At 59.5% G+C, this 23,565-nt stretch carries 22 protein-coding genes; 10 read left to right on the top strand and 12 right to left on the bottom strand.

Annotated features, from left to right (window positions below; all coding sequences use genetic code 11):
• Nucleotides 1-39 precede the first annotated feature (39 nt).
• A complete protein-coding gene (locus tag E4631_RS17270; RefSeq protein ID WP_133657310.1) occupies nt 40-486 on the bottom strand; it encodes a hypothetical protein in 447 nt (148 codons plus the stop codon).
• 129 nt (nt 487-615) lie between these two features.
• Between E4631_RS17270 and E4631_RS17265 the strand changes: the two genes are divergently transcribed.
• The 4 genes from E4631_RS17265 (at nt 616) to E4631_RS17250 (ending at nt 7,236) form a co-directional block, all read left to right on the top strand.
• Nucleotides 616-846 (top strand): hypothetical protein, encoded by a 231-nt coding sequence (locus E4631_RS17265; RefSeq protein ID WP_133657311.1) that lies wholly within the window; start codon nt 616-618, stop codon nt 844-846.
• A gap of 180 nt (nt 847-1,026) precedes the next feature.
• The gene (locus E4631_RS17260) at nt 1,027-2,202 is read left to right on the top strand and encodes an efflux RND transporter periplasmic adaptor subunit (protein WP_133657312.1); all 1,176 of its coding nucleotides are present in this window, start codon (nt 1,027-1,029) and stop codon (nt 2,200-2,202) included.
• 178 nt (nt 2,203-2,380) lie between these two features.
• Nucleotides 2,381-5,635 (top strand): efflux RND transporter permease subunit, encoded by a 3,255-nt coding sequence (locus E4631_RS17255; RefSeq protein WP_133657313.1) that lies wholly within the window; start codon nt 2,381-2,383, stop codon nt 5,633-5,635.
• Between the two features lie 47 nt (nt 5,636-5,682).
• Nucleotides 5,683-7,236, top strand: a complete 1,554-nt coding sequence (locus E4631_RS17250; protein WP_133657314.1) for an efflux transporter outer membrane subunit — start codon at nt 5,683-5,685, stop codon at nt 7,234-7,236.
• A gap of 5 nt (nt 7,237-7,241) precedes the next feature.
• Here the strand turns inward: E4631_RS17250 and E4631_RS17245 are convergent, their stop codons facing one another.
• The 6 genes from E4631_RS17245 to E4631_RS17220 all read right to left on the bottom strand — a co-directional run bounded on the left by E4631_RS17245 (nt 7,242) and on the right by E4631_RS17220 (nt 10,508).
• Nucleotides 7,242-7,541 (bottom strand): type II toxin-antitoxin system RelE/ParE family toxin, encoded by a 300-nt coding sequence (locus E4631_RS17245; protein WP_133657315.1) that lies wholly within the window; start codon nt 7,539-7,541, stop codon nt 7,242-7,244.
• A complete protein-coding gene (locus E4631_RS17240; protein WP_133657316.1) occupies nt 7,538-7,801 on the bottom strand; it encodes an addiction module protein in 264 nt (87 codons plus the stop codon). Before E4631_RS17240 ends, E4631_RS17245 begins: the two co-directional genes overlap by 4 nt.
• Before the next feature lie 59 nt (nt 7,802-7,860).
• Nucleotides 7,861-8,169, bottom strand: coding sequence for a SemiSWEET family sugar transporter (locus E4631_RS17235; protein WP_133657317.1), 309 nt, complete (start codon nt 8,167-8,169; stop codon nt 7,861-7,863).
• A 147-nt stretch (nt 8,170-8,316) separates the two neighbouring features.
• Complete coding sequence (locus E4631_RS17230; RefSeq protein WP_133657318.1) at nt 8,317-8,931, bottom strand: methyltransferase domain-containing protein; 615 nt, start codon at nt 8,929-8,931, stop codon at nt 8,317-8,319.
• A gap of 79 nt (nt 8,932-9,010) precedes the next feature.
• Nucleotides 9,011-9,466 carry a peroxiredoxin gene (locus E4631_RS17225; protein ID WP_133657319.1) on the bottom strand — a complete coding sequence of 152 codons (456 nt, stop codon included), beginning with the start codon at nt 9,464-9,466 and terminating at the stop codon, nt 9,011-9,013.
• A gap of 91 nt (nt 9,467-9,557) precedes the next feature.
• Nucleotides 9,558-10,508, bottom strand: a complete 951-nt coding sequence (locus tag E4631_RS17220) for an alpha/beta hydrolase (RefSeq protein ID WP_133657320.1) — start codon at nt 10,506-10,508, stop codon at nt 9,558-9,560.
• Nucleotides 10,509-10,592: 84 nt separating this feature from the next.
• Between E4631_RS17220 and E4631_RS17215 the strand changes: the two genes are divergently transcribed.
• Together E4631_RS17215 and E4631_RS17210 are read left to right on the top strand one after the other, a co-directional pair.
• Nucleotides 10,593-12,461: a M2 family metallopeptidase gene (locus E4631_RS17215; protein ID WP_133657321.1), complete on the top strand. Its 1,869-nt coding sequence runs from the start codon at nt 10,593-10,595 to the stop codon at nt 12,459-12,461.
• A 3-nt stretch (nt 12,462-12,464) separates the two neighbouring features.
• A complete protein-coding gene (locus E4631_RS17210) occupies nt 12,465-13,337 on the top strand; it encodes an alpha/beta hydrolase (protein WP_133657322.1) in 873 nt (290 codons plus the stop codon).
• 7 nt (nt 13,338-13,344) lie between these two features.
• Here E4631_RS17210 and E4631_RS17205 read toward each other — a convergent pair whose 3' ends face one another.
• Both E4631_RS17205 and E4631_RS17200 read right to left on the bottom strand, forming a co-directional pair.
• Nucleotides 13,345-14,055: a GAF domain-containing protein gene (locus E4631_RS17205; protein WP_133657323.1), complete on the bottom strand. Its 711-nt coding sequence runs from the start codon at nt 14,053-14,055 to the stop codon at nt 13,345-13,347.
• Between the two features lie 6 nt (nt 14,056-14,061).
• Nucleotides 14,062-14,784: a pirin-like bicupin family protein gene (locus tag E4631_RS17200; RefSeq protein ID WP_133657362.1), complete on the bottom strand. Its 723-nt coding sequence runs from the start codon at nt 14,782-14,784 to the stop codon at nt 14,062-14,064.
• Between the two features lie 356 nt (nt 14,785-15,140).
• On the opposite strand from E4631_RS17200, the gene aspA reads away from it, so the two are divergent.
• Nucleotides 15,141-16,550: an aspartate ammonia-lyase gene (gene aspA, locus E4631_RS17195; protein WP_133657324.1), complete on the top strand. Its 1,410-nt coding sequence runs from the start codon at nt 15,141-15,143 to the stop codon at nt 16,548-16,550.
• Nucleotides 16,551-16,686: 136 nt separating this feature from the next.
• Here aspA and E4631_RS17190 read toward each other — a convergent pair whose 3' ends face one another.
• The gene (locus tag E4631_RS17190; RefSeq protein ID WP_133657325.1) at nt 16,687-17,256 is read right to left on the bottom strand and encodes a DUF3109 family protein; all 570 of its coding nucleotides are present in this window, start codon (nt 17,254-17,256) and stop codon (nt 16,687-16,689) included.
• A gap of 228 nt (nt 17,257-17,484) precedes the next feature.
• Between E4631_RS17190 and E4631_RS17185 the strand changes: the two genes are divergently transcribed.
• The 3 genes from E4631_RS17185 (at nt 17,485) to murA (ending at nt 21,976) form a co-directional block, all read left to right on the top strand.
• Nucleotides 17,485-19,731 carry an ATP-dependent helicase gene (locus tag E4631_RS17185; protein WP_133657326.1) on the top strand — a complete coding sequence of 749 codons (2,247 nt, stop codon included), beginning with the start codon at nt 17,485-17,487 and terminating at the stop codon, nt 19,729-19,731.
• 101 nt (nt 19,732-19,832) lie between these two features.
• Nucleotides 19,833-20,588 (top strand): DUF4290 domain-containing protein, encoded by a 756-nt coding sequence (locus E4631_RS17180; RefSeq protein ID WP_133657327.1) that lies wholly within the window; start codon nt 19,833-19,835, stop codon nt 20,586-20,588.
• A gap of 80 nt (nt 20,589-20,668) precedes the next feature.
• Complete coding sequence (gene murA, locus E4631_RS17175; RefSeq protein ID WP_133657328.1) at nt 20,669-21,976, top strand: UDP-N-acetylglucosamine 1-carboxyvinyltransferase; 1,308 nt, start codon at nt 20,669-20,671, stop codon at nt 21,974-21,976.
• Nucleotides 21,977-22,051: 75 nt separating this feature from the next.
• Here the strand turns inward: murA and E4631_RS17170 are convergent, their stop codons facing one another.
• Together E4631_RS17170 and E4631_RS17165 are read right to left on the bottom strand one after the other, a co-directional pair.
• A complete protein-coding gene (locus E4631_RS17170) occupies nt 22,052-22,390 on the bottom strand; it encodes a phage holin family protein (protein WP_133657329.1) in 339 nt (112 codons plus the stop codon).
• Nucleotides 22,391-22,443: 53 nt separating this feature from the next.
• Nucleotides 22,444-23,556 (bottom strand): agmatinase family protein, encoded by a 1,113-nt coding sequence (locus E4631_RS17165; protein ID WP_133657330.1) that lies wholly within the window; start codon nt 23,554-23,556, stop codon nt 22,444-22,446.
• Between the last annotated feature and the right edge of the window lie 9 nt (nt 23,557-23,565).

Here is a 23,565-nt window from a genome sequence, read left to right as displayed (position 1 = left end):
TATAAGCTATTGACTGGCAGCCAGCAACTAGCATAAGCCTTAGTTACTCGTCTCGTCCTGGGGCTTGCGGGCGGGGCCGCTGGTGTGGTCGTCGCCGAGCTTCTGGTCGTGCATCCGAATGCCCGCGCCAAGCTCGTAGCTGCCTTCCTCGGTGAAGCCGGGGCCCTGGGCCTGCTCGCCGACGGTAGTGTGGTTGTTGCTACCCTGGGGCTCGGTTTCGGAACCGCCAATGTGCAGGTTTTCGAGCTGGTCTTTCTGGTCGCTGCGCTGGGTGTAGCCGTTGGCCCCCACGTTGCGGTGGGCGCTGGCGTCGTCGCTCTGCTTGTTATTGCTCTGGTCTTCCTGGTAGTCGCGCTGCTTGGCTAGCTCCTCGTTATGACCGGCCGGAATGCTGGTGGTCGGGTTCTGGTTGGGCGCGTCAGTTTGCTGGGTCTGCTTTTTGGGCGTGGTGCCGTCTTCTTCGAATAACTCGTCGCTGAGAATCATGTGGGAGGGTTTGCGTAGTTACTGGTTAGGGTGTAATACCCAGTGTACGCACCCCCCGGCCCGAGGTTTGGCCCGTGGCCGCCGGCCCTGCTTTTTCTTTGTCTTTCGATTCGCCCCTTCCCTACCCCCATGGATTTCGCTAAGCTCTACCGCCCCACCCTGTTCAACTCCTGGCAGTTCATTGCCTTCGTAGGCCTGCTGATGAGCGGCGGGGCCGAGCTGCTGATTCGCTACCTGGTGCGGCGGCCGCTACCGGCGGGCTACGGGTGGCTCTACGTGTGCTGGGCGGCGCTCTTCGTAGTGGGCGCGCTCGTCAACCTGTTTGGCAAGCCTACCCCACCCGGCCACCATCATCATTAAGTAGTGAGTAGTGAGCAGTGAGCAGTGAGCAGTGAGCAGTGAGCAAAAGGACGTTATTTCCCCTGCTAAATCATTCGCTCATCATCAGCCGTATAGGGGCGTCTGCCGGGATATTTGTGGGCTTCGTCTCTTTTTGACTGAAAGCCGGACCCTGGCTCCTACCCTTTTCGTTATAAGGCGATGCGAACTCGATTACCAGGCCTCGCGGCCGGGCTGCTGGCCCTGCTAAGCGTGGCTGCCTGCGGCTCCAAGAAAGACACTGCCGCCGATGGCAAAGATGGCAAGGGTGGCCCCCAGCCCGTAAAATCCTACCCCGTGCTGGTGGTGCGGCCCGATACGGTAACGCTCTTTCAGGACTACCCGGCCACTATTCAGGGTCAGCAAAATGTGGAGATTCGGCCCAAGGTCGATGGCTTCGTGGAGGCCATTTATGTGGACGAAGGCGCCAGCGTGAAGAAGGGCCAGAAGCTCTTTCACATCTCAGCGCCGCAGTATGAGCAGGCCGTGCGCACGGCCGCGGCCGGCATCAAAACCGCCCAGGCCGACGTGGACGCCGCCCTCATGGGCGTGAAAAAAGTGCAGCCGCTGGTGGCGCGCGGCATCATCAGCAAGTACGAGCTGGAGGGCGCCCAGTATACGCTTGAAAGCAAGCAGGCTGCGCTGGCCCAGGCCCGCGCCACGCTTTCCAACGCCCAAACCAACCTCGGCTACACCACCATCACGAGCCCCGTGAATGGCGTGATGGGCACCATCCCGAACAAAATCGGCTCGCTGGTGAGCAGCACTTCCGCCGACCCGCTAACCACGATTTCGAGCATCGGCAACGTGTATGCCTACTTCTCGCTCAGCGAGAAAGCTCTGCTGAGCTTTGCTCGCCGCCGGCCCGGCAACACCTTGCAGGACAAGCTCGCGCATGTGCCCGATGTGAGCCTGGTGCTGGCCGACGGCAGCATATACGCCCACAAAGGCCGCGTCGAAACGGCCATTGGCCAGATTAATACCGAGACCGGCGCCAGTAGCTTCCGCGCCACCTTCCCCAACCCGCAGGGCCTGCTGCGCAGTGGCAGCAGCGGCCTGGTGCGCACTTTCCAGCCCGTAAAAAATGCGCTCATCATTCCGCAGAGCGCCACCTATGAGCTTCAGGGCAAGCGTTTTGCCTACCTGGTGGGCCGCGACACGGCCGCTTACGCCGCCCCCATTACCGTGACGCCTACCCCCGACGGCACCTCTTTCGTGGTGCAAAAGGGCCTGAAGGCCGGCCAGCGAGTGGTGCTCCAGGGTATCAGCGGGCTGAAGGATGGAATGAAAATAAAGCCCAAAGTGGTGAAGAATGACAAGACCAAAATGGAAGGATGAATACGTGATAATCGTTTGTCATTGCGAGCGCAACGGAGTGGAGCGCGGCAATCTTTCCTTGTCGTTCGCTTCACAGAGATTACTACCCCAGGCGTAAAGGAAAGATTGCCGCGCTCCACTTCGTTGCGCTCGCAATGACAAACCTCTTTGATACAGTGCATTACACAGGAACTCGTTTATGCTAAGAATATTCATTGAGCGGCCCGTGCTCTCTACCGTTATCTCGGTTATTATCGTGCTACTGGGCATTCTGGGGCTGGTGTCGCTGCCCATTGCGCAGTACCCCGATATTTCGCCGCCCACGGTGCAGGTGTCGGCCAGCTACGCGGGGGCCAACGCCGACGTGGTGCTCAAGAGCGTGATTGTGCCGCTGGAGGAGCAGATAAACGGCGTGGAGGGCATGACCTACATGACCTCCTCGGCTACCAACGACGGCTCGGGCAGCATTCAAGTGTATTTCAACGTAGGCACCGACCCCGACCAGGCGGCCGTGGACGTGCAGAACCGCGTGGCCAGCGCCACCAGCCTCTTGCCCCAGGAGGTGACCCTGGCCGGCGTAACGGTGCGCAAGCGCCAGAGCAGCAATCTGTTGATATTTGCGCTCTACAGCGACAACCCGGCCTACGACCAGACGTTTTTGCAGAACTACGCCCAGATTAACATCGTGCCCCAAATCAAGCGCGTGAACGGGGTAGGCGACTCCAACGCGTTTGGCTCGCGCGACTATGCCATGCGGGTGTGGCTCAAGCCCGATGTGATGGCCATCTACGGCCTCACGCCGGCCGACGTGACGGCCGCCCTCGCCGACCAGAACGTGGAGGCCGCGCCCGGCAAGTTTGGCGAAAACTCAGACCAGAGCTTCCAGTACGTGATTAAGTACACGGGCAAGCTAATTTCGGCCGACCAGTTTGGCGACATCGTGCTCAAGGGCACGGCCAAGGGCCAGCTGCTGCACCTCAAAGACGTGGCCCGCATTGAGCTGGGCGCGCAGGCTTATAGCAGCAACAGCGCCACGTTTGGCAAGCCCTCGGTGGGCATTTCGGTGAACCAGACGCCGGGCTCCAACGCCCGCGACGTAATTGAGAAGTCGATTGCGGTACTGAAAACGGCGGAGAAGGACTTTCCGGCTGGTATTCACTACACCAACCTGGTGAATATCAACGACTTTCTGGATGCCTCGATTGACAAAGTAATTCACACGCTGCTGGAGTGCTTCGCGCTGGTGTTCCTGGTGATTTTCATCTTCTTGCAGGATTTTCGGTCTACTATTATTCACGGCGTGTCGGTGCCGGTGTCGATTATTGGCACCTTCTTCTTCCTCAAGCTCTTTGGGTACAGCATTAACCTCTTGACGCTCTTTGCGTTGGTGCTGGCCATTGGTATCGTGGTCGACGACGCCATTGTGGTGGTCGAGGCCGTGCACGCCAAGCTGGAGAGTGGCTACACCTCGCCGCGCAAGGCCGCCATCGACGCCATGAGCGAGATAACCGGGGCCATTGTTAGCATCACGCTGGTGATGGCGGCGGTGTTCTTGCCCGTCACGTTTATTACGGGCTCGGTGGGCGTGTTCTATAAGCAGTTTGGGATAACGCTGGCCATCGCCATTCTGATTTCGGCCGTGAATGCGCTCACGCTATGCCCCGCGCTGGCCGCGCTGTTTTTGCTGCCGCCAAACCACGAGGAGGATAAAAAAGCTGAGAAAAAGACGCTGATGCAGCGTTTTAGCGTGGCTTTTAATGCGGCTTACGACGCGCTGGTGGCCAAGTACACCCGCGCCGTGCAGTTTCTGGTGGGCCGCAAGTGGCTGGCGCTGGCGGGCGTGGCGGGCTTCGGCGTGGCGCTGTATTTTTTGATGACGACCACGCCCAGCAGCTTCGTGCCCAACGAGGACATGGGCACCATTTTCGTAAACGTATCCCTACCCCCCGCCTCCACCCTGGAGCGCACCACGGCCGTGAATACGGAGGTCGATAGCCTGATTCGGAGCATTCCGGCGGTGCGGGGTACGCTGCGCATCACGGGCCAGAATTTCCTGGCCGGCGCGGGCAGCGCCTACGGCATGGTTATCGTGCGCCTCAAGCCCTGGGACGAACGACCGGATATGGACAACCAGGCGGTTATCAAGAAAATAACCGCACTTACGGCCCATATTCGAGAGGGTGATATTCGCAGTATCTCACAGCCTACCATTACGGGTTTTGGGGCCACGGGCGGCTTCACGTTTCAGCTCCAGGACAAGGGCGGGCATACTACCGACCAATTCTTCAAGGTATCGCAGGACTTCCTGGCCAAGCTCAATAAGCGGCCCGAAATCCAGTTTGCCAGTACGGCCTTTAACCCCGGCTTTCCGCAGTACCAGCTCACGGTGAACGTGGCCAAGGTGAAGGAAGCTGGCCTTACGGAAAAGGACGTCCTAAACGCCATGCAGGTGTACTACGGCGGCTCCTACGCTTCCAACTTCAACCAGTTTGGCAAGCAGTACCGCGTGATGGTGCAGGCCGATACCGCCTACCGCGCCAACCCGGCCGGCCTGAGCAAGATATTTGTGCGCAACGCCAGCGGCCTGATGGCGCCCATCACCGAGTTTGTGACCCTGAGCCGCATCTACGGCCCCGAAAGCCTGTCGCGCTTCAACCTGTTCACGGCCATTTCGGTGAACGGCTCGCCCAAGGAAGGTACCAGCTCGGGACAGGCGCTGGTGGCCATTCAGGAGGTGGCCAAGCAGCTGCCGGCCGGCTACGGCTTCGAGTTTTCGGGCATCAGCCGCGAGGAGGAGGGTAGCGGCCAGCAGTCGCTCTACATTTTCGCGCTCTCGCTGGTGTTTGTGTACCTGCTGCTGAGCGCGCAGTACGAGAGCTACATCCTGCCCTTCGCGGTGCTACTTTCGATACCCATTGGCCTGAGCGGCACGTACTTGTTTGCCAAGATTTTTGGCATCGACAACAACATCTACCTGCAGATTTCCATCATCATGCTCATCGGCCTGCTGGCCAAGAATGCGATTCTGATTATCGAGTTTTCGCTGGCGCGGCGGCGCGACCACGGCCTGGAAATCATCGATGCGGCCCTGGAAGGCGCAAAGGCCCGCCTGCGGCCGATTTTGATGACCTCGTTCGCGTTCGTGTTTGGCCTCCTACCCCTGCTGTTTGCCAGCGGCGCGGGCGCCAACGGCAACAAGAGCATCGGGGCGGGCGCCATCGGCGGGATGCTGTTTGGCACGCTGGTGGGGGTATTTTTCATTCCCGTGCTCTTCATCATTTTTGAAGGCTTGCAGGAGCGCATCAGCGGTCCGCCCAAAACGCAGGAGCAGATTGAAAAGGAGGAGGCCGAGGGCAGCCCCCAGGCTCCACCAAAACCCGGCGAGCCGCAGCCCAAGGAGGCGCCGCAGTCGCGCCCCGAGCCGGTAGAAGAATTGATAAATGAAAAGGCCTGAGGGTGGCCCTACCCCCACCACTGCGTACAAGCCTTAAAATTAGTGAGATGACCGCCAGCAACTTATCCCGATATTTCCTACCCCTGCTTTTGCTTGCGGCCGGCAGCGGCTGCGGCATTCTGCACCCCTACGGCCGACCCGATGCCACCACCACCGGCCTCTACCGCGACGTGGCGCCGACCGACACCACGACTCTGGCCACCCGCCCCTGGCAGCAGCTCTTCACCGACCCCTTCCTGCAAAAACTCATCGCCGAAGGCTTGGCCAACAACCGCAACCTGCAAGTAGCCGACGCCCGCATTGCCCAGGCGCAGGCCCTGCTGGCCCAGAGCCGAGCCGCTTTCTTGCCTAGCCTGAACGGACGCGCCACCACTACCCTCTCGCGGCAGGGCGGCACCCTCGTGAGCACCGGCACGGGTGGCAGCACCACTACTACCGGCACGGGCGGCACCACGGGTACCGGGGGGACGGGCACACCGGGCACGCCCACTACCCCTGGCACACCCACCGCGCCTGGCACCCCGGGCACGCCTACCACCGGTACCACCACCACCGACCAGTCGACCATCGTGACGGGGGGCGCGGCCCACCAGTACCTGCTGGGCCTGAGCAGCAGCTGGGAAGCCGACGTGTGGGGCAAGCTGCGTAGCACCCGGCGCGCCTATGCCGCCAACGTGCTGCAAAGCGAAGCCTACCGGCGCGTGGTGCAAACCCAGCTCATCGCCGATATTGCCGACAACTACTACGCGCTGCTGGCCCTGGATAACCAGCTCGCCATCACCCGCCAAACGGTGCAAAACCGCATCAAAGACGTGGAGGTGCTGAAGCTGCTGCTGGAAGGCGACGTGGTAAACGGCGCCGACGTGGCCCAGAGCGAGGCCCAGCGCTACGCGGTTGAAGTCACGATTCCGGACTTGCAGCGCAACATCCGGCAGGCCGAAAACCTGCTGGCTACGCTGCTCGGCCGCACGCCCGGCCCCATCGAGCGGAGCACGCTGGCGGCCCAGGCGCCGGCGCCGGCCCTGCTCACGGGCGTGCCCAGCCAGCTGCTGCGCAATCGCCCCGATGTGCAGCAGGCCGAGTACGTCTTTGCTACGGCCTTTGAGCAGAGCAACGCAGCCCGCACTTATTTTTACCCCAGCTTCACGGTCACGGCCAACGGCGGACTCACCAGCACCACAATTCAGAACCTGTTTTCGCCCACCGCCATTTTTGCCAGCGTGGTGGGCGGCCTCACCCAGCCCATCTTCAACCAGGGCCTCAACCGCCTGCGGCTGAACCGCTCGCTGGCCTTGCAGCAGGAATACCTCTACACCTACCAGCAAACCATGTTTACGGCCGGCCAGGAGGTGTCGAACGCGCTGTTCTCCTACCAGAGCGCCGCCGACAAAATGCAGATTCGGGCCCACCAGCTCGAAGCGCTGGAAAGAGCCGTTGACTATACCCACGAGCTGTTGCGCGCCGGCTTCGCTAACTACACCGACGTGCTCACGGCTCAGCAAAGCCTGCTGCAAGCCCAGCTCAACAGCGTGAACGACCAGCTCCAGCAGCGCCAGGCCGTGACCGACCTCTACCACGCGCTGGGCGGCGGCTGGCGGTAGGCGGCTTATGCGGGCAGGGCCAGCGAATCGGGGTCGCGCCGTACGTCAATTACGCCTACTATTTCGATGGCCGTAGGCTGCACGCGGTAGTAGAGGCTGACTGTGGCCAAAACCACGCAACGCCGTAGCATCGGGCGCAACGGGGCCACCGGATACATTTCCGGCATCTGTTCAATAAGCCGGACTTTGTCGGCAATGGCTACCAGCAAATTCGTGCGAGCTGCTGCTGAGTACTGACCGGCATGGGCAGCCAGCGCCTGAATATCGGCGGCGGCTTCGGGCAATACCACAATCGGCAAGCTCATACCGATTTCTTCGTTAGCGAGTCCATTACTTCGGCAAAAGGAATGTTTTTGGCAGGGTCGTATGCTGCCAGCCGGCGGTCCAACGCCTGTTGCCACGCCGGGCTAAGCTCTGGCTCGGGCGCTTCGAGGGCAGTTTGGGGCAGCAGCAACAGCAAGGCCGCCCGCAGCACGGCCTCGTCCTGAATCTGGTCGATAACTTGGTGCAGTTGGGCGCGGAAATCGCCCTCAACAAGCGAGGGGTAGGCAGAGATGGTTTCCATAAATCTAAAGTAAGCCCCAACCAGTAAATTACTTTCTCATTAAAACAGCTAGCCCACCATCATGTCTCTGGCGTGGGCGCCGGCTTTTCGGGCTCGCCCAACTGCTGAAAATGGTGCTTGAAAAACACCAGCAGCAGCGTAAAAAACAGGTTGACGCCGTTGCCAAACAGGATGGGCAGGTTGTGCTTATAAGCACCGTATACGAGCCACAGCACCATGCTACTGGCGCCCACCGCCAGCATGGGCCCGCTCAGGCCGTTGGACGAGCGGGTGCGCCACGTGTGCACCACCTGCGGAAAAAACGTGAGGGCTGATAGCGCGGCGGCTACCAGCCCAATGTCGCTGACGAGGCTCGGGGAGGGTTGCATAGCCAGCTGATACGCGGAAAAGTGCGGCCGGTAGCGCCTACCCCCTCTTAGCTGGGCCAACCCGCGCAGTACTTCTGGTGCTCATTCGCAAATTCGGCCTGCGGTTTCCTGACTTTAAAACGGCGCCGCCCTGCGCTATTGGGGCCGTTAGCGGTACATGAAGACAGTGAAATCGCCCTGCCAGTAGCCTTGCCGCAGCACTACTTTCGGGGCCAGCGTTTCGCAAAAAGCGACGATATCGGCCGGGTCGTAGGCGGCTAGCGGGCCACCGCCGGGCGGCTCCCAGTCGAGCAGGTTGAAGCCCAGGCCCAGGTGGCAGCTCGCAAACAGCAGTTCGATGGCTTGGTACACGAAGCGCGGCTCGCGGTGGCGGTAGCTGAGCGCGCCACTGGCCAGCACGTAGTCGCTGAGGGGTAGCGGCACGCTTAGGAAGTCGCCCTGGCTCAGGGTAATATCCGTGGCGTGGTAGTAGCGGGCCTGGGCTACGGCGAGCAGCTCGGCCATTTGCTCGATGCCGCTGTACCGCACACCGGCAAACCGTTGTTTAAGAAAAGGATACAGGTCGGAATAGCCGCTGCCCACGTCGAGCACCGAGCAGTGCGCGAGGTCGCCAATCTGGGCCAGAATCTGGAAGCGTACTTGCTGGCCTTCGGGGTGCCAGCCCAGCGCGCCAGGGCTACCGGCGCCGTACTCGGCAATGCGCGACCGATGGAAGCGGGAAACGGCAGCATTATCGAGCAGGCGCCCCAAACGTTTACGCATAAGAAATAGGGTGAACGAAAGTGGCCGGCTTTATCCACTCAGCCCAAAAGGAAATGTAAAAAAGAACGCCCTACCCCCCTTATTTCGCCAGCCCGCGCAATACCTCTTTCGTCTTACTGACGTGGTCAGTGGCACCGCTCATCGAATTGAAAATATAGGCGATTTTGCCATCCTTATCAATCACAAACGTGACGCGGCCGGGCAGCAGACCCAGAAACGCCCGCGGCACCTCGTACTGCTTGCGCAGCTGCCCGCTGGTGTCGGCCAGCAGCGGGAAGGGTAGGCGGTGCTTCTGGCTGAACTTCTGGTGCGACGCCTCGCTATCGGAGCTGACGCCCACTACCACCGCGCCCAGGTCCAGAAAATCAGCGTATTGGTCGCGGAAGGCGCAGGCCTCGGCGGTGCAGCCCGGCGTATCGTCCTTGGGGTAGAAGTAGAGCACCACGGGCTTGCCGTGCTGGTCGGCCAGGTGAAAGGTTTCGCCCTTATCGGTGGGCAAAGTAAAATCGGGGGCTTGGTCGCCGAGCTGAAGCACAGTTTTTAAGGACTAATGATGAATGACTAGTGACTAATGAACAGCTGGCGCCCCAATTGTTCATTAGTCACTAGTCATTCATCATTAGTCACTACTTCGTGAGCCAGCCGTTGGCATCCAGCCAATTCTGGAGGCGGTCCATCCACTGGTCCTTAGTGGTTTTGTTGTTTAGGCCGAAGCCGTGGCCGCCCTGGGGAAAAATGTGCATTTCGGCGGGCACGTGGTGGCGGTGCAGCGCCTGGTAAAAGACGAGGCTGTTTTGCACGGGCACGGTCTTGTCGTCTTCAGCGTGCACCAGGAAGGTGGGTGGCGTTTGGGCGCTCACTTGCAGCTCGTTGGAATACAGGCGGGTTTGCTCGGCCGAGGCCGACGTGCCGATGAGATTATCGCGCGAGCCCTTGTGCATAATACTGTCGGAGAAGCTGATAACCGGATACAGCAGCACCAGAAACGCCGGGCGCACCGAGGCCGGGCCAGGATTATCACCCACTGGCTGGGCAAAGTGCGTGCCCGCCGAAGAAGCCAGATGCCCGCCCGCCGAGAAGCCCATCATGCCAATGCGCTCGGGGTTGAGGCTGTACTTGGGCGCCAGCTGGCGCACCAGGCGCAGGGCCTGCTGGGCATCGAGCAGCGGCGCGATGGATTTATCGGTCTGGCTGCGGTCGTTGGGCAGGCGGTATTTGAGCACAAAGGCTGCCACACCCATTTCATTGAGGCGCTTGGCCACGTCGTAGCCCTCATGGTCGATAGCCAGCCGGGCGTAGCCGCCACCGGGGCAAATGATGACCGACGTACCATTGGCCTTGGCGCGGTCAGGCATAAAGACCGTGAGCGTGGGCTGAATGACGTTGGAGATGCGCACGCCGGCCGTTTCGGTCACGCTGCTTTCCTGCACCTGGCTGGGCTTGGAATCGGGGATGGCACCCGAATAGAGCGGTAGTACGGGCGCGGGCGTGCCGGCGGCCGTGGTTTGGGCGCGCAGGTGCGCGGGCAGGGCGAAGCTAAAAATTCCCAAGGCGAGCAGCAGGGTGGTTTTTTTCATAAATTGTAGGTTAACAGTAAAAGTAAGGGGTAGGGCAGCCGAAGGGCACGGCCGCACGGCCGGCGCGCCGCCTACCTTTCGGGCATGAAAACGCGCTATTCCGAATTTCGTTTTGCCCGGCCCTGGCCGGTGCTGGCCGCGCTGCTCACCGCCTGCGCCCCCACAGCTAAGGTGCCGGTGGCGACTACCCCCGCCCCGCCGGCCGCCGTAGTTGCCCCTACCCCTCCCAATTACCGCGCCCAGGCCGAGACCTTCCTGGCGCAGTATACCGCTGAATACGTGCGCCTCTACGCGCAGGCCAGCGAGGCCGAGTGGACCAGCAACACGCACATTGTGCCCGGCGACACTACCAACGCCGGCCGCACCGCCCGCGCCAATGAGCGCATGGCCGCCTTCGCCGGCTCGGCCCCCACCATTGCCCGGCTGCGCGAATTATTGGCCCACAAAGACCAGCTCACGCCGCTGCAAACCAAGCAATTGGAAACGGCGCTGTATAACGCCGCCAACTCGCCCCAGACCGTGGCCGACCTAGTGAAGCGCCGCATCAAGGCCGAGGCCGCGCAGACCGAGAAACTCTACGGCTTCGACTACAAGTACGCGGGCAAGAGCGTCACTACCAACGATATCGACGCGCTGCTGCGCACTGAGAACAACCCGCAGAAGCGCCAGCAAATCTGGGAGGCCAGCAAGGCCATTGGCCCCACCCTCAAGCCAGGCCTGCTGAACCTGCGCGACCTGCGCAACCAGACCGTGCAGGCGCTGGGCTACCCCGATTTTTTCTCGTACCAGGCCAGCGACTATGGCCTGACCCGCGAGGAGATGATGGCGCTGGTGCGCAAGCTCAACGACGAGCTGCGCCCGCTCTACCGCGAGCTGCACACCTACGCCCGCTATGAGTTGGCCAAGAAATACCACACTAAGCAGGTGCCCGACTACCTGCCTGCCTCTTGGCTGCCCAACCGCTGGGGCCAGGACTGGGGCAGCATGGTGACGGTAAAAGGCATCAACCTCGACGCGGCTATTGCCAAAAAAGGCCAGCAGTGGCCAGTGAAGCAAGCCGAGCGCTTCTACCAAAGCCTGGGCTTTCCGGCACTGCCCGCCAGCTTTTACGAAAAGAGCAGCCTCTACCCCCTACCCCCCGGCGCGGCTTACAAGAAGAACAACCACGCCTCGGCCTGGCACATGGACCTCGACCAGGACGTGCGCAGCCTGATGAGCGTGGAGCCCAACACCGAGTGGTACGAAACCACCCACCACGAACTGGGCCACATCTACTACTACCTCACCTACACCAACCCCGACGTGCCGCCGCTGCTGCGCCAGGGCGCCAACCGCGCCTACCACGAGGCCATCGGCAGCATGATGGGCCTGGCCGCGCAGCAAAAGCCCTTTTTGGTGGGCCTGGGGCTGGTTGACGCCAAAACCCAGACCGACCAGACCCAGCAATTATTGAAAGAAGCGCTACAGTACGTGCCATTCATCCCCTTCGCCTCGGGTGTGATGAGCGAGTGGGAAAACGCGTTTTATGCCGACAACCTGCCCGCCGACCAGCTCAACGCCAAGTGGTGGGCGCTCTGCAAGCAATACCAGGGCATGGTGCCCCCTACCCCCCGCGGCGAGGCTTACCTCGACCCGGCCACCAAAACCCACATCAACGACGACCCCGCGCAGTACTACGACTATGCTCTGAGCTACGTGCTGCTATTTCAATTGCACGACCACATCGCCCGCCACATTCTGCACCAGGACCCGCACGCCACCAACTACTACGGCAGCCACGAGGTTGGCCAGTTTTTGCAGGATATCATGCGCCCCGGCAGCAGCCGCGACTGGCGCGTGGTGCTAAAAGAAAAGACCGGCGAAGACCTCTCGGCCCGCGCGATGGTCGATTATTTTCAGCCGCTGATGACCTATCTGCAAGCCCAGAACAAGGGGCACAAATACACGATGTGAGGTATGCTAATTTCCTTATCCGGTCTGCTACGCGCCTGGCAGCAAGCATGTTTGGGCGCGTTGCTGCTACTCCTCGTTGCGCACGGCGCCCGCGCCCAAACGGTACTCAGCCCTACCCCCCTCTGCATCGGCGAAACGTTCACCATCGAGTCGAAGGTGCTGCATGAAACCCGGCGTATCAACGTGTATGCGCCGCCGGGCTACGGCGGCAATGCCAGCCAGCCGCTGCCCGTGCTCTACATGCCCGACGGCGGAATAAAGGAAGATTTTCTGCATGTAGCGGGGCTGGTGGAGGTGCTGGTGGGCGATGAGGCTATGCGGCCCTTCTTGCTGGTCGGCATCGAAAACACCGAGCGCCGGCGCGACCTCACCGGCCCTACCACCAACGAAGAGGACCGCAAAATAGCCCCGCGCGTGGGCGGCTCGGCGGCCTTTCGCGCCTTCCTGCGCACCGAACTGATGCCGGCCATCCGGGAGCGCTACCGCACCACCCCCGAAACGGCCATTGTGGGCGAGTCGCTGGCGGGCCTTTTTGTGGTTGAAACGCTCTTGCTGGAACCCGATTTATTCACCACTTACCTAGCATTCGACCCCAGCCTATGGTGGAATAACAACTACCTGACCAAGCAGGCCGACCACCTGCTGCGCGCCTACGCCGGCCCCGCCAAAACGCTGTACCTCGCGGCCAGCAGCCAGCCCGATATTGCCGAAGCCACGCGCCACCTGGCGGCTAGCCTGCGCACGGTAGCCCCGCCGGCCATTACGTGGCACTACGCCCCACTGCCCGCCGAAACGCACCAGACTATCTACCACCCGGCGGCACTGCAGGCGCTCAGAACGGTCTTCAAACTACCCCAGGTGCCGGCCAGCAAGTAAGCACACGCTACTTCAGCCGCCGCTCCAGCACCTGCGCCACGCTGGCGAGCCGCCGGATAATGGGCTGCATCACTTCCTCTTTGCTGAAATCGATGCCCTGACTGCGGGAAGCGAGGTAGCGGGCCAGGGCCGAGTTCTCGTCCAGGGCTTTCGTGAGTTCCTGCTGGGCGTCGTCCCACTCCGTGGCCTGCTTGGTGGCTAGGTAGTGGTAGCGTAGCTCAATGGTCTGGCTCACCAGGTAGGCCAGGCGCGTGAGCAGGTGTGCCTCGGCCGCCGTGAAGCCGCGCACCTCGCGGGCAATGATAGCCAGCATACCTAGGCGGGCGCCGTCTTTGGCAATGAGCGCCGCCCCAGCATAAAAATTAAGGCCAATAGCCTGCGCTACATCGGGCTTAATGAGGCGGCAGCTCTCAGGCTTGTAATCAGATAGTACGACTTGCTCGCCCACCAGAATGGCGGCCGAGCACATGCTTTCGTTGCGCGTCAGGCCCGGAATACCCGAAGCCCCGGCCAATGCCTTAAACCACACATAATCAGCATCAACGAGCGAAATAAGCGAGATGGGCACCCCAAAAAGCTGCGCTGACCAGGCCACGTAGTCGTCAAAAATCTGCTCCGGCGTGGTGTTCACAATCTGGTAGTGATGCAGCGTGCGCAGCCGGGCCGCATCGTGCGGCGGTATCAGTGAATCAGGAAAGCTGGTAGTCGTACTGGTCATCAATACTTAATAATTTGCCTCGCTGCCGGGCAGGTCTATTAAAATAAACTGGGCGTCCTTGGTGGCTTCTATCTCCAGCACATTTTCGGCGTCGATGCGGGCCTGGTCATTGGCATTCAGCTCCGTGCCGTTCACCGTAATGCTGCCCTGCTTCACATAAATAAAGGTAAGTCTGATTGGGAAAGTTTTGAACGTCAGCCCCTTACCACAGTCCAGATTACTCCAGTATACGGTGCTGTTCGAGTTCATATAGACTACGTCTTCCAGCACGCGCTGGCCGGTCACAAGGGGCACCAGCTCATTGCTTTTGCCTTTCAAAAAGCCCAAATCTTTTTGCTCATAGCTCGGGGCCAGGCCCTTTTGGCTGGGCATAAACCAGAGCTGGTAGAGGTGCAGGGGCTTATCCTGGCGGTTCATCTCGCTGTGAGCCACGCCGGTACCGGCCGTCATGCGCTGCACCTCACCGGCCGTGATGGCGGTGCGGTTGCCAAGGGTGTCTTCGTGGCTCACTTCGCCTTCGAGCACCAGCGTCACAATCTCCATCTCGGAGTGCGGGTGCTGTGGAAAGCCGTTTTGCGGCGCCACTGTGTCGTCGTTAAACACCCGCAATGGCCCGAAGTGCATGTTGTGCTTGTCGTAATAATCGGCAAACGAGAATAGAAAATACGAGCTAAGCCAGGCGGTAGGGGCGGCGTGGTGGCGGGCGGCGGCAGGAATGTGGGCGAGCATGTGGAACGAGAGATTAGAGAAAGAAGCGAGGGCCAGGATAGCCGGCAAGGTACAGCTAGTAAAACTGTAAATTGACCATTGGGGTTACTTCATAACGAAGGATTGGCCACCTGGCAGGGGTAGCAAGTACCGTTCAAAAGCCTGGGTATTATTCAGTAATTGACCAACTGCAATCCGCTACCCGTAGCCGACACCTGGCACCAACCGCGCCGATAGCTTCCGCGCCTTCCGAGGGCAACTTCGTTCGCGTCGACCGCAACGCCTGCTGCTAACCCCGGCGGGCTTTTTTGCGCTAAAACTCTCCCTATCGCAGTTGGCGCCGTAAGATTAAGCTCGCTTATTTTTCCCTACCCCCCATGCCAACTCCCACCCGCCTCGAACACGATTTCCTGGGCGAATTGTCCATTCCGAATGACGCTTATTACGGTATCCAGACCCTGCGGGCGCTGGAAAACTTCCACATTACGGGCATTCCAATTAAGGTCGAGCCGCTGTTTGTGCAGGCGCTGGCCTTTGTAAAAAAGGGCGCGGCGCTGGCCAACAAGGAGTTGGGCGTGCTCGACCCCACCATTGCCGACTACATTATGCAGGCCTGCGACCGCGTGGCCAGCGGCGAGTTCGACAATCAGTTTTTAACCGATATGATTCAGGGCGGGGCCGGCACGTCGGTGAATATGAACGCCAACGAGGTGATTGCCAACGTGGCCCTGGAGCTGATGGGCCACCAGAAAGGCGAGTACCAGTTCTGCCACCCCAACAACCACGTCAACTGCTCGCAAAGCACCAACGACGCCTACCCCACCGCGTTCCGCATTGCGCTGAATAACAAGCTGGCCGGCTACCGCGACACACTGTCGCAACTGGCCGACGCGTTTTTTGCCAAGGGCGAGGAGTTCCAGAACGTGCTCAAGATGGGCCGCACCCAGCTCCAGGACGCCGTGCCGATGAGCATGGGCGACGAGTTCAACGCCTTCGCCACTAACCTACGCGAGGAGCTGCTACGCATCGACGATTCGCGCCGCCTCATTGCCGAAATCAACATGGGCGCCACGGCCATTGGCACCGGCATCAACGCGCCTTCCGGCTACGCGGGTCTTGTTACCAAGCACTTGCGCACCATCACGGGCCTCGACCTGAGCCTGGCCGGCGACCTCATCGAGGCCACCTACGACACCGGGGCCTACGTGCAGCTTTCGGGCGTGCTCAAGCGCACGGCCGTGAAGCTGAGCAAGATATGCAACGACCTGCGCCTGCTTTCGTCGGGCCCGCGCTGCGGCATCAACGAAATCAACTTGCCCGCATTGCAACCGGGTAGCAGCATTATGCCCGGCAAGGTGAACCCCGTCATCCCGGAAGTGGTGAACCAGACGGCCTTCTACGTCATCGGTGCCGACCTCACCGTGACGATGGCCGCCGAGGCCGGCCAGCTCCAACTCAATGTGATGGAGCCGGTTATCTCCTTTGCGCTCTTCACCAGCATCTCCTACATGACTAATGCCTGCCGCACGCTGCGCGAGAAGTGCGTGCTCGGCATAACCGCCAACGTGGCGCACGCGGCCAATATGGTCTACAACAGCATCGGCATCGTGACGCAGCTCAACCCCGTGCTCGGCTACGAAACCAGCGCCAGCATTGCCAAGGAAGCGCTCGCCACCGGCAAGTCCGTCCACGACATCGCCGTAACCGAGCGCCAGCTGCTGACCCAAGAGAAATGGGACGAGATTTTCACGTTTGAGAATCTTATCCGTCCGGTGTTTATGCAGTAGCAGATTCGGCTAAAACACAAAAAAAGAACGTCATGCTGAGCTTGTCGAAGCATCTCTACCGCTTCATCCAACGATGCGGTACAAATGCTTCGACAAGCTCAGCATGACGTTCTTTTTAGCATCATAAACCAATAACTTATACCGTCGGATTTTCAATCTCGCGGGCCAGCTCGGCGAACCACTCCGCGCCATACTTGCGCTCCAGTGGCTCTTGCAGAAACTTATACACCGGCACGCCCAGCTTGGCCCCGAAGGAGCAGGCCGGCGAGCAAATGTCCCAACGGTCGTAGTTGAGGGCCTCAAAACCCTCGTACTTCGTGACCCGAATGGGATATAAGTGACAGCTAATCGGCTTCTTAAAGGTCGTAGCTCCGGCCAGATACGCCTGCTCGATGCCGCATTTCAGGATGCCGCGCTCGTCATAAAGCGCGTAGGCGCACTCGCGGTCGTTGATGGTGGTAGTGCTATAGTCGCCTTCCCAGTCTTCGATGTAAAGCCCCTGGGCCGCAATGGCTTGCTTGCCGGCCTCGGTCAGGAAAGGCTCGATTTTCGGGTACTCATTCTTCAGGATTTCCAGCTCTTCCAGCTCAAGGGGCGCGCCGAGGTCGCCCTCTACGCAGCAGGCGCCCTTGCAGGCATCGAGGTTGCAGACGAAGAAATTTTCGGCCACATCGTCGGAGATAACGGTATTCTGGATAACAATCATGGGATGGAGCGAATTTATCGGCGCTAGAATGCGGTTAGTAAAGAACCGCCGGGCGGGCAGTTTGCCTAAAAACGGTAGCACAAAGATACCGCCCTACCCCCCCTCCAACTTATCTTTGTCAGCTAGCCGCCCGCGGCACCGCGGGCTATTTTGGGCGCCGCCGCCTTTCGACCCGTATTTCTCCCAAAAGCTAACGGCTAGCAGCTAGTAGCTAACAGCTTACCTTAGATGGCTTTAGATTATCACGCGCTTTTGAACCCCTCGCAGGCCGCTGCCGTCCTCCAAACGGAAGGCCCCTGCATGATTATCGCCGGTGCCGGCTCGGGCAAAACCCGGGTACTTACCTACCGCATCGCGCACTTGCTGGAGCAGGGGGTAGACCCCTTCAACATCTTGGCGCTCACCTTCACCAACAAGGCTGCCAAGGAGATGCGCGCCCGTATTGAAAAGGTAGTGGGGCCGAACGCCAAAAATCTGTGGATGGGAACTTTCCACTCCGTTTTTGCCAAAATCCTGCGTTCTGAGGCCGATAAAATCGGCTACCCCCGCTCGTTTACCATCTACGACACGCAGGATACAAAAACCCTCATTGGGCAGATTGTGAAGGAATTGGAGCTGGACGACAAGCTTTACAAAGCCAGCACGGTGCTGGGCCGTATCTCGGCCGCCAAGAACAAGCTCGTGTCGGTGCAGCAGTACCTCAATGACCCAGTTATCAAGCAGGATGACGAGGCAGCGATGCGGCCCAAAATCGGAGTGCTGTACCAGCAGTACCAGCAGCGCTGCTTCAAGGCCGGCGCGATGGATTTTGACGACCTGCTGTTCCAGACCAACGTGCTGTTTCGCGACCACCCGGATATTCTCAATAAATACCAGAATAAATTCAGGTTTGTGATGGTGGACGAGTATCAGGACACCAACTATTCGCAGTATTTAATTACCCGCAAGCTCGCGGCTAAAGAGCGGAATATTTGCGTAGTAGGCGATGATGCGCAGAGTATCTACGCCTTTCGCGGCGCCGATATTACCAATATTCTGAATTTCGAAAAAGACTACCCCGAGTTAAATGTATTTAAGCTGGAGCAGAATTATCGCTCCACTAAAAACATTGTATGGGCGGCTAACTCAGTCATTAAAAACAACCAGGCACAATTACGCAAGGACGTTTTTTCGGATAACGAGGACGGTAATTTAATTGAGGTAATTAAGGCGGCTTCCGACAACGAGGAAGGCAAATTAATTGCGCAATCTATTTACGAGGACAAGATGAATCTGCATCTGTCCTACGATAATTTTGCCATTCTCTACCGCACCAATGCCCAGAGCCGGGCGATGGAAGAATCGCTGCGCAAATTAAATATTCGCTACAAGATTGTGGGTGGCCTGAGCTTTTATCAGCGCAAGGAAATCAAGGACTTAGTAGCTTATTTGCGGCTTACGGTAAACCCGAATGATGAGCAGGCCTTGCGCAGGGTAATTAATTATCCGAAGCGCGGCATTGGTGATACCACGATTAGCAAATTAATTAATTCGGCCGAGGAAGCCAACCACACTCTTTGGGAAGTGGTGAGCAATGCCGAGCAGTTTTTGCCGGCCCGCGTATCAAATCCGGTGGTAGGCTTTGCCGAAAAAATCAAGAGCTACACCGCCGTAGCAGCCAAGGAAGATGCCTTCGAGGCGGCCAAGTTTATTGCCAAAAACTCGGGTATGATTGAAGAATTGTACGCCGACAAGAGCATCGAGGGCTTGTCGCGCTACGAAAACATTCAGGAGTTGCTCAACGGCATCAAGGAATACGTGGACGACCACGAACGCGAGGACAAGTCACTGGGCGCGTTTTTGCAGGATATCGCGCTCGTTACCGACTCCGACCTCAAGGACGCCGCCCAGGAGGGCGAGGCCGTGACAATGATGACCATTCACTCGGCTAAAGGCCTGGAATTCCGTAATGTATACATCGTGGGCATGGAGGAAAATCTTTTTCCCAGCCAGATGATGATTACCTCGCGGGCCGACCTGGAGGAAGAGCGCCGGCTTTTTTACGTGGCCATTACGCGGGCCGAAAAGAAGCTAACGCTCAGCTACGCTACCTCGCGCTACCAGTGGGGCAACCTGCGCTCGTGCGAGAAGTCGCGCTTCCTGGATGAGATTGATCCGCAATATCTTAACGTAAAATTTGCGGCTGGTCCGGTGGTAAGCGAGTCACCATTTCAGCACGTATTTGAGCGCCGGTCGAACCTGATTGCTACTCCCCCTCGTAAGACGGTAGCGACCAAGTACGTGGCGCCGGCCGACTTCCAACCCTCCGACACGAGTAACTTGCAGGCCGGGCAGCGCGTGGAGCACGCTAAATTTGGTTTTGGCAAGGTGGCCACGCTCGAAAAGCAGAACGGTACTGTAAAAGCCATCATCCAGTTTGAGGAAGTAGGCGAGAAAACGCTGCTGCTGAGCTTTGCCAAGCTGCGGGTGCTGTAGCGCAGAGTTTCGCAGGGTTGACAGATTTTCGCGAAGTGATACTCTCCTCCGGACACTCTGCCGACCCTGCGAAACTCCGCGCTAAATTATCTTAATTATACATGCAAGAAATACCCCCTACCCTGCCCTTCCACCTGCAACTGCTGGTGCGCGAATACGGGCAAAGCACTTACCAGCTCATCCAGGGCCTGGCTCAGATTGAGGACGTGGCCGAGCGCACGCGCCGCGCCGCCGGCATCGTGCAGATGATGCTCCGCCTGCGGCCCAGCCTACGCGATGTGCCCGAGATTCAGACGCGCCTTTGGAACCACCTGCACGCACTGGCAGGCACCGAAGTGGCCCTGGATGCGCCCGTGCCCCTGACGCCACCGCGCCTGTACCAAGCCAAGCCTCAGCGCTTGGAATACCCGCGCCAAGCGCCCAAGCTCAAAGCCTATGGCCGCGGCATTGAGGCCCTCATTGCCAAGGCGCTGACCCTTACGGACGCGGCGGAGCGCGAGCAGGCCGCCACCCAGATTGGGCGCACGATGAAGTTTCTGTATCGCCAGCACAACAAGGAAAATGCTAAGGATGTGACCATTATCCGGCACCTGGGCGAGCTATCGGGCGGGCAGCTGAAGCTGGATGCGCAGGCAGTGGCGGACCAGGGGCTCTTTGAGCTGGCGGCGCTGCCAACTACGGCGGCCAGCCCTACCCCCCGCCCCAGCGGCCAAAGCAGCAGCCGCGATGCCCGGGACCGCCGCACCGACCGGCCCGAAGGCAGCACGAGCTTCGGCAATGGCGGTAGCAACGGAAAAAAGCGCGATAAAAAGCGCAGCAAAAAATTTCGCTCCGAGCCGCAACAGCCGCCGCAGTAGCTTTGCAGCCCAATTGGCCAAAGACTATCCGTCCTTAACCAGTTGCTGATTGCTCATTGTTAATTGTTAATTGAAAAAGAATGGCTGCATTTGAAGTGCGCGGCGGACAAAAGCTGCACGGGGAAATTATTCCCCAAGGAGCTAAGAATGAGGCGCTCCAGATTCTGTGCGCAGTGTTGCTTAGCGCTGAGCCCATCACTATCAGCAACGTGCCCAATATCCGGGACGTGAACAAGCTCATCGAGCTGCTGCGCGACATGGGGGTGAAAGTGGGCCGCCTGGCCCCCGATACCTACCGGTTTCAGGCCGAAGACGTGCACCTCGACTACCTCGACACGCCCGAGTTTGTGGCCCAGGCCCGCGAGCTACGCGGCTCCGTGATGATACTGGGCCCGCTGCTGGCGCGCTACGGCCGCGCCCAACTGCCCAAGCCCGGCGGCGACAAGATTGGCCGCCGGCCCCTCGATACGCACTTTGTAGGGCTCGAAAAGCTTGGTGGCCAGCTCACGCTGGAAGGCACTGACTTCTACCGCCTTAGCGTACCCGGCGGCAAATTGCAAGGCGCCTCGATGTTGCTCGACGAGGCCAGCGTAACCGGCACTGCCAACATCGTGATGGCCGCCGTGCTGGCCGAGGGCACCACGACCATCTACAACGCCGCGTGCGAGCCCTACTTGCAGCAGCTGTGCCGCATGCTGGTGCGCATGGGCGCTAAGATTCAGGGCATTGGCTCCAACTTGCTCACGGTTGAGGGGGTAGGGAGCCTGGGCGGCACCGAGCACCGCATGCTGCCCGACATGATTGAAATCGGCTCTTTCATCGGCCTGGCAGCCATGACGGGCTCCGAAATCACCATCAAGGACTGCCAGATTCCGGAGCTGGGTATTATTCCCGATACGTTTCGCAAGCTGGGCATTCAACTCGAATTTCGGGGCGATGATATTTTCGTGCCAGCCCAGGAGCACTACCAGATTGGCACGTATCTAGACGGCTCCATCCTCACGGTGAGCGACCATACCTGGCCGGGCTTTACGCCTGATTTGCTGAGCATTATCCTGGTAGTAGCCACGCAGGCCCGCGGCACGGTGCTCATTCACCAGAAGATGTTTGAGTCGCGCCTTTTCTTCGTGGACAAGCTCATCGACATGGGCGCGCAGATTATTCTTTGCGACCCACACCGCGCCACGGTTATTGGCCTCGACCGCCAAAAGCAACTGCACGGCATCACTATGTCGTCTCCCGACATTCGGGCGGGGGTAGCGCTGCTCATTGCCGCCCTCAGCGCCGATGGCACCAGCAAAATCCTCAACGTAGAGCAGATTGACCGCGGCTACCAGAACATCGATGAGCGCCTGAACGCGCTCGGAGCCGATATCAAGCGCGTATAGCGCAGCGTAGCTTAAACGAAGAAAGGCTCGCGGTAGCAACCGCGGGCCTTTCTTCGTTTAAGCTAGCTGGGTAAGCTAGTCGATTACCATGTCCACCACCGTCGTTACCAGCGACAGGGCCACGCTGAAAAGCAAGGCGCTTAGAAAGCCGCTAACGGCGAAGCTGCTCATCAGGAAGTCGGCCAGCTTGACGATGATGACATTGATAACGAGCAGGAAAATACCCAGCGTGAGGACTGTAATTGGGAAGCCGATTATCTTGAGAATTGGCTTCACTGTGGCATTGAGCAGGCCCATCACGATGACCAGAATGGCCGCGCTACCCACGCCATCGAGGCGCACGTTGGGAAGTACCTGCGCCAGGCCGTAAGTAAGCACGGCCGTGAGAATGAATTTGATAAGAATCTTGCCCATTTTTTAAGGTGCTGGTTTGCTGATTGATAGTAGCTGAAAAAGCAGTTTGCGCCTTACTTTTTAAGCTTCTTTTCTTCGGCGCCTTCCACGCCTTTAGCTACCAGGCGGCCCTGCGATACGGCCATCCAGTTGCAAAGCTGAAACAGCAGGCGCGCGCCCACGATGGCGTTCCACTCCGTATCGCCGGGCGCTACCTCGTTGAGGTCCAGGCCAATAATGGTACGGCCCGAGCGCACTATCATGCGCAGCAGGTAGGTAGCCTCGTCAAACTCCAGGCCGCCGGGCACGGGCGTGCCGGTACCGGGGCACAGCTTGGGGTCCAGCCCGTCAATATCAAAGCTAATGTATACTTTCTGAGGTAGTTGGGCAATTATTTTACCACACACCTTCTTCCAGGATTTCTTAGCGAATTTCTCTTCGCTCATAAAGCGCTGGCCGAATAAGGCCACCCTACCCACCGAATGTTCGATGAGGTCAGCTTCCTGCTGGCACATATCGCGAATGCCTACCTGCACCAGCTTTTTTACGGCGGGCAGCTGCAAGGCATTGTACATAATGCTGGCGTGCGAGTACTGAAAACCCTCGTAGGCCGGGCGCAGGTCGCAATGCGCATCAATTTGCAGAATGCCAAAGCCATCGGGGTGGCGCTCGGCCAGGGCGTGCAGGAAGCCCAGCGGGGTGCTGTGGTCGCCGCCGAGCACGGCTACGGCCTTGCCGGCGTCGAGCAGCGCACCGGTTTTGTTTTTCAGCCACTGAATTAGCTTGTCACCCTCAGCCGTGATGCGAGCGGGTACATTGCTATGGGTAGCCGCCCCTTCTTGGGGCTGCCCTGCTTCGAGCCAGCCAATATAATCGGCGGCAATAGGGCGCAGCTCGCGGCTGGTTTGGGCAATGGCCTCATCTTCGTCTTCCATAGCCAGGCCCAGCTTCCAGGCCTCGGGCAGGTCGGGGTCGTAGAGGTCCACTTGCAGCGAGGCCGCGCGCATAGCTTCTGGACCCAGGGCCGTGCCAGCGCGGTAGCTCACGGTTACCTCCCACGGCACGGGCACCACCACTACCTGGGCCTCTTCCGGGGTGAAGGGCAGGCCAAACAAGCCACCAGCGACATCGCCGAGTGCGTTAGGGTCAAAGTTGGCAATTTTTTGCGCGAGAGTTGATTCAGACACGGTAAAAAA

Source organism: Hymenobacter sp. UV11, assembly GCF_004684095.1.
Classification (GTDB): Bacteria; Bacteroidota; Bacteroidia; order Cytophagales; family Hymenobacteraceae; genus Hymenobacter.
Note: the sequence above shows the minus strand (reverse complement) of the source record. Positions and strands in the feature narration are given on the sequence as shown.

Coding starts and splice junctions, on each gene's coding strand:
- aspA (WP_133657324.1), top strand. CDS start 15,141: ATGCCAACTCCCACCCGCCTCGAACACGATTTCCTGGGCGAATTGTCC.
- E4631_RS17240 (WP_133657316.1), bottom strand. CDS start 7,801: ATGGAAACCATCTCTGCCTACCCCTCGCTTGTTGAGGGCGATTTCCGC.
- E4631_RS17170 (WP_133657329.1), bottom strand. CDS start 22,390: ATGGGCAAGATTCTTATCAAATTCATTCTCACGGCCGTGCTTACTTAC.
- E4631_RS17230 (WP_133657318.1), bottom strand. CDS start 8,931: ATGCGTAAACGTTTGGGGCGCCTGCTCGATAATGCTGCCGTTTCCCGC.
- murA (WP_133657328.1), top strand. CDS start 20,669: ATGGCTGCATTTGAAGTGCGCGGCGGACAAAAGCTGCACGGGGAAATT.
- E4631_RS17205 (WP_133657323.1), bottom strand. CDS start 14,055: ATGACCAGTACGACTACCAGCTTTCCTGATTCACTGATACCGCCGCAC.
- E4631_RS17185 (WP_133657326.1), top strand. CDS start 17,485: ATGGCTTTAGATTATCACGCGCTTTTGAACCCCTCGCAGGCCGCTGCC.
- E4631_RS17215 (WP_133657321.1), top strand. CDS start 10,593: ATGAAAACGCGCTATTCCGAATTTCGTTTTGCCCGGCCCTGGCCGGTG.
- E4631_RS17260 (WP_133657312.1), top strand. CDS start 1,027: ATGCGAACTCGATTACCAGGCCTCGCGGCCGGGCTGCTGGCCCTGCTA.
- E4631_RS17190 (WP_133657325.1), bottom strand. CDS start 17,256: ATGATTGTTATCCAGAATACCGTTATCTCCGACGATGTGGCCGAAAAT.
- E4631_RS17200 (WP_133657362.1), bottom strand. CDS start 14,784: ATGCTCGCCCACATTCCTGCCGCCGCCCGCCACCACGCCGCCCCTACC.
- E4631_RS17245 (WP_133657315.1), bottom strand. CDS start 7,541: ATGAGCTTGCCGATTGTGGTATTGCCCGAAGCCGCCGCCGATATTCAG.
- E4631_RS17235 (WP_133657317.1), bottom strand. CDS start 8,169: ATGCAACCCTCCCCGAGCCTCGTCAGCGACATTGGGCTGGTAGCCGCC.
- E4631_RS17250 (WP_133657314.1), top strand. CDS start 5,683: ATGACCGCCAGCAACTTATCCCGATATTTCCTACCCCTGCTTTTGCTT.
- E4631_RS17220 (WP_133657320.1), bottom strand. CDS start 10,508: ATGAAAAAAACCACCCTGCTGCTCGCCTTGGGAATTTTTAGCTTCGCC.
- E4631_RS17180 (WP_133657327.1), top strand. CDS start 19,833: ATGCAAGAAATACCCCCTACCCTGCCCTTCCACCTGCAACTGCTGGTG.
- E4631_RS17210 (WP_133657322.1), top strand. CDS start 12,465: ATGCTAATTTCCTTATCCGGTCTGCTACGCGCCTGGCAGCAAGCATGT.
- E4631_RS17255 (WP_133657313.1), top strand. CDS start 2,381: ATGCTAAGAATATTCATTGAGCGGCCCGTGCTCTCTACCGTTATCTCG.
- E4631_RS17265 (WP_133657311.1), top strand. CDS start 616: ATGGATTTCGCTAAGCTCTACCGCCCCACCCTGTTCAACTCCTGGCAG.
- E4631_RS17270 (WP_133657310.1), bottom strand. CDS start 486: ATGATTCTCAGCGACGAGTTATTCGAAGAAGACGGCACCACGCCCAAA.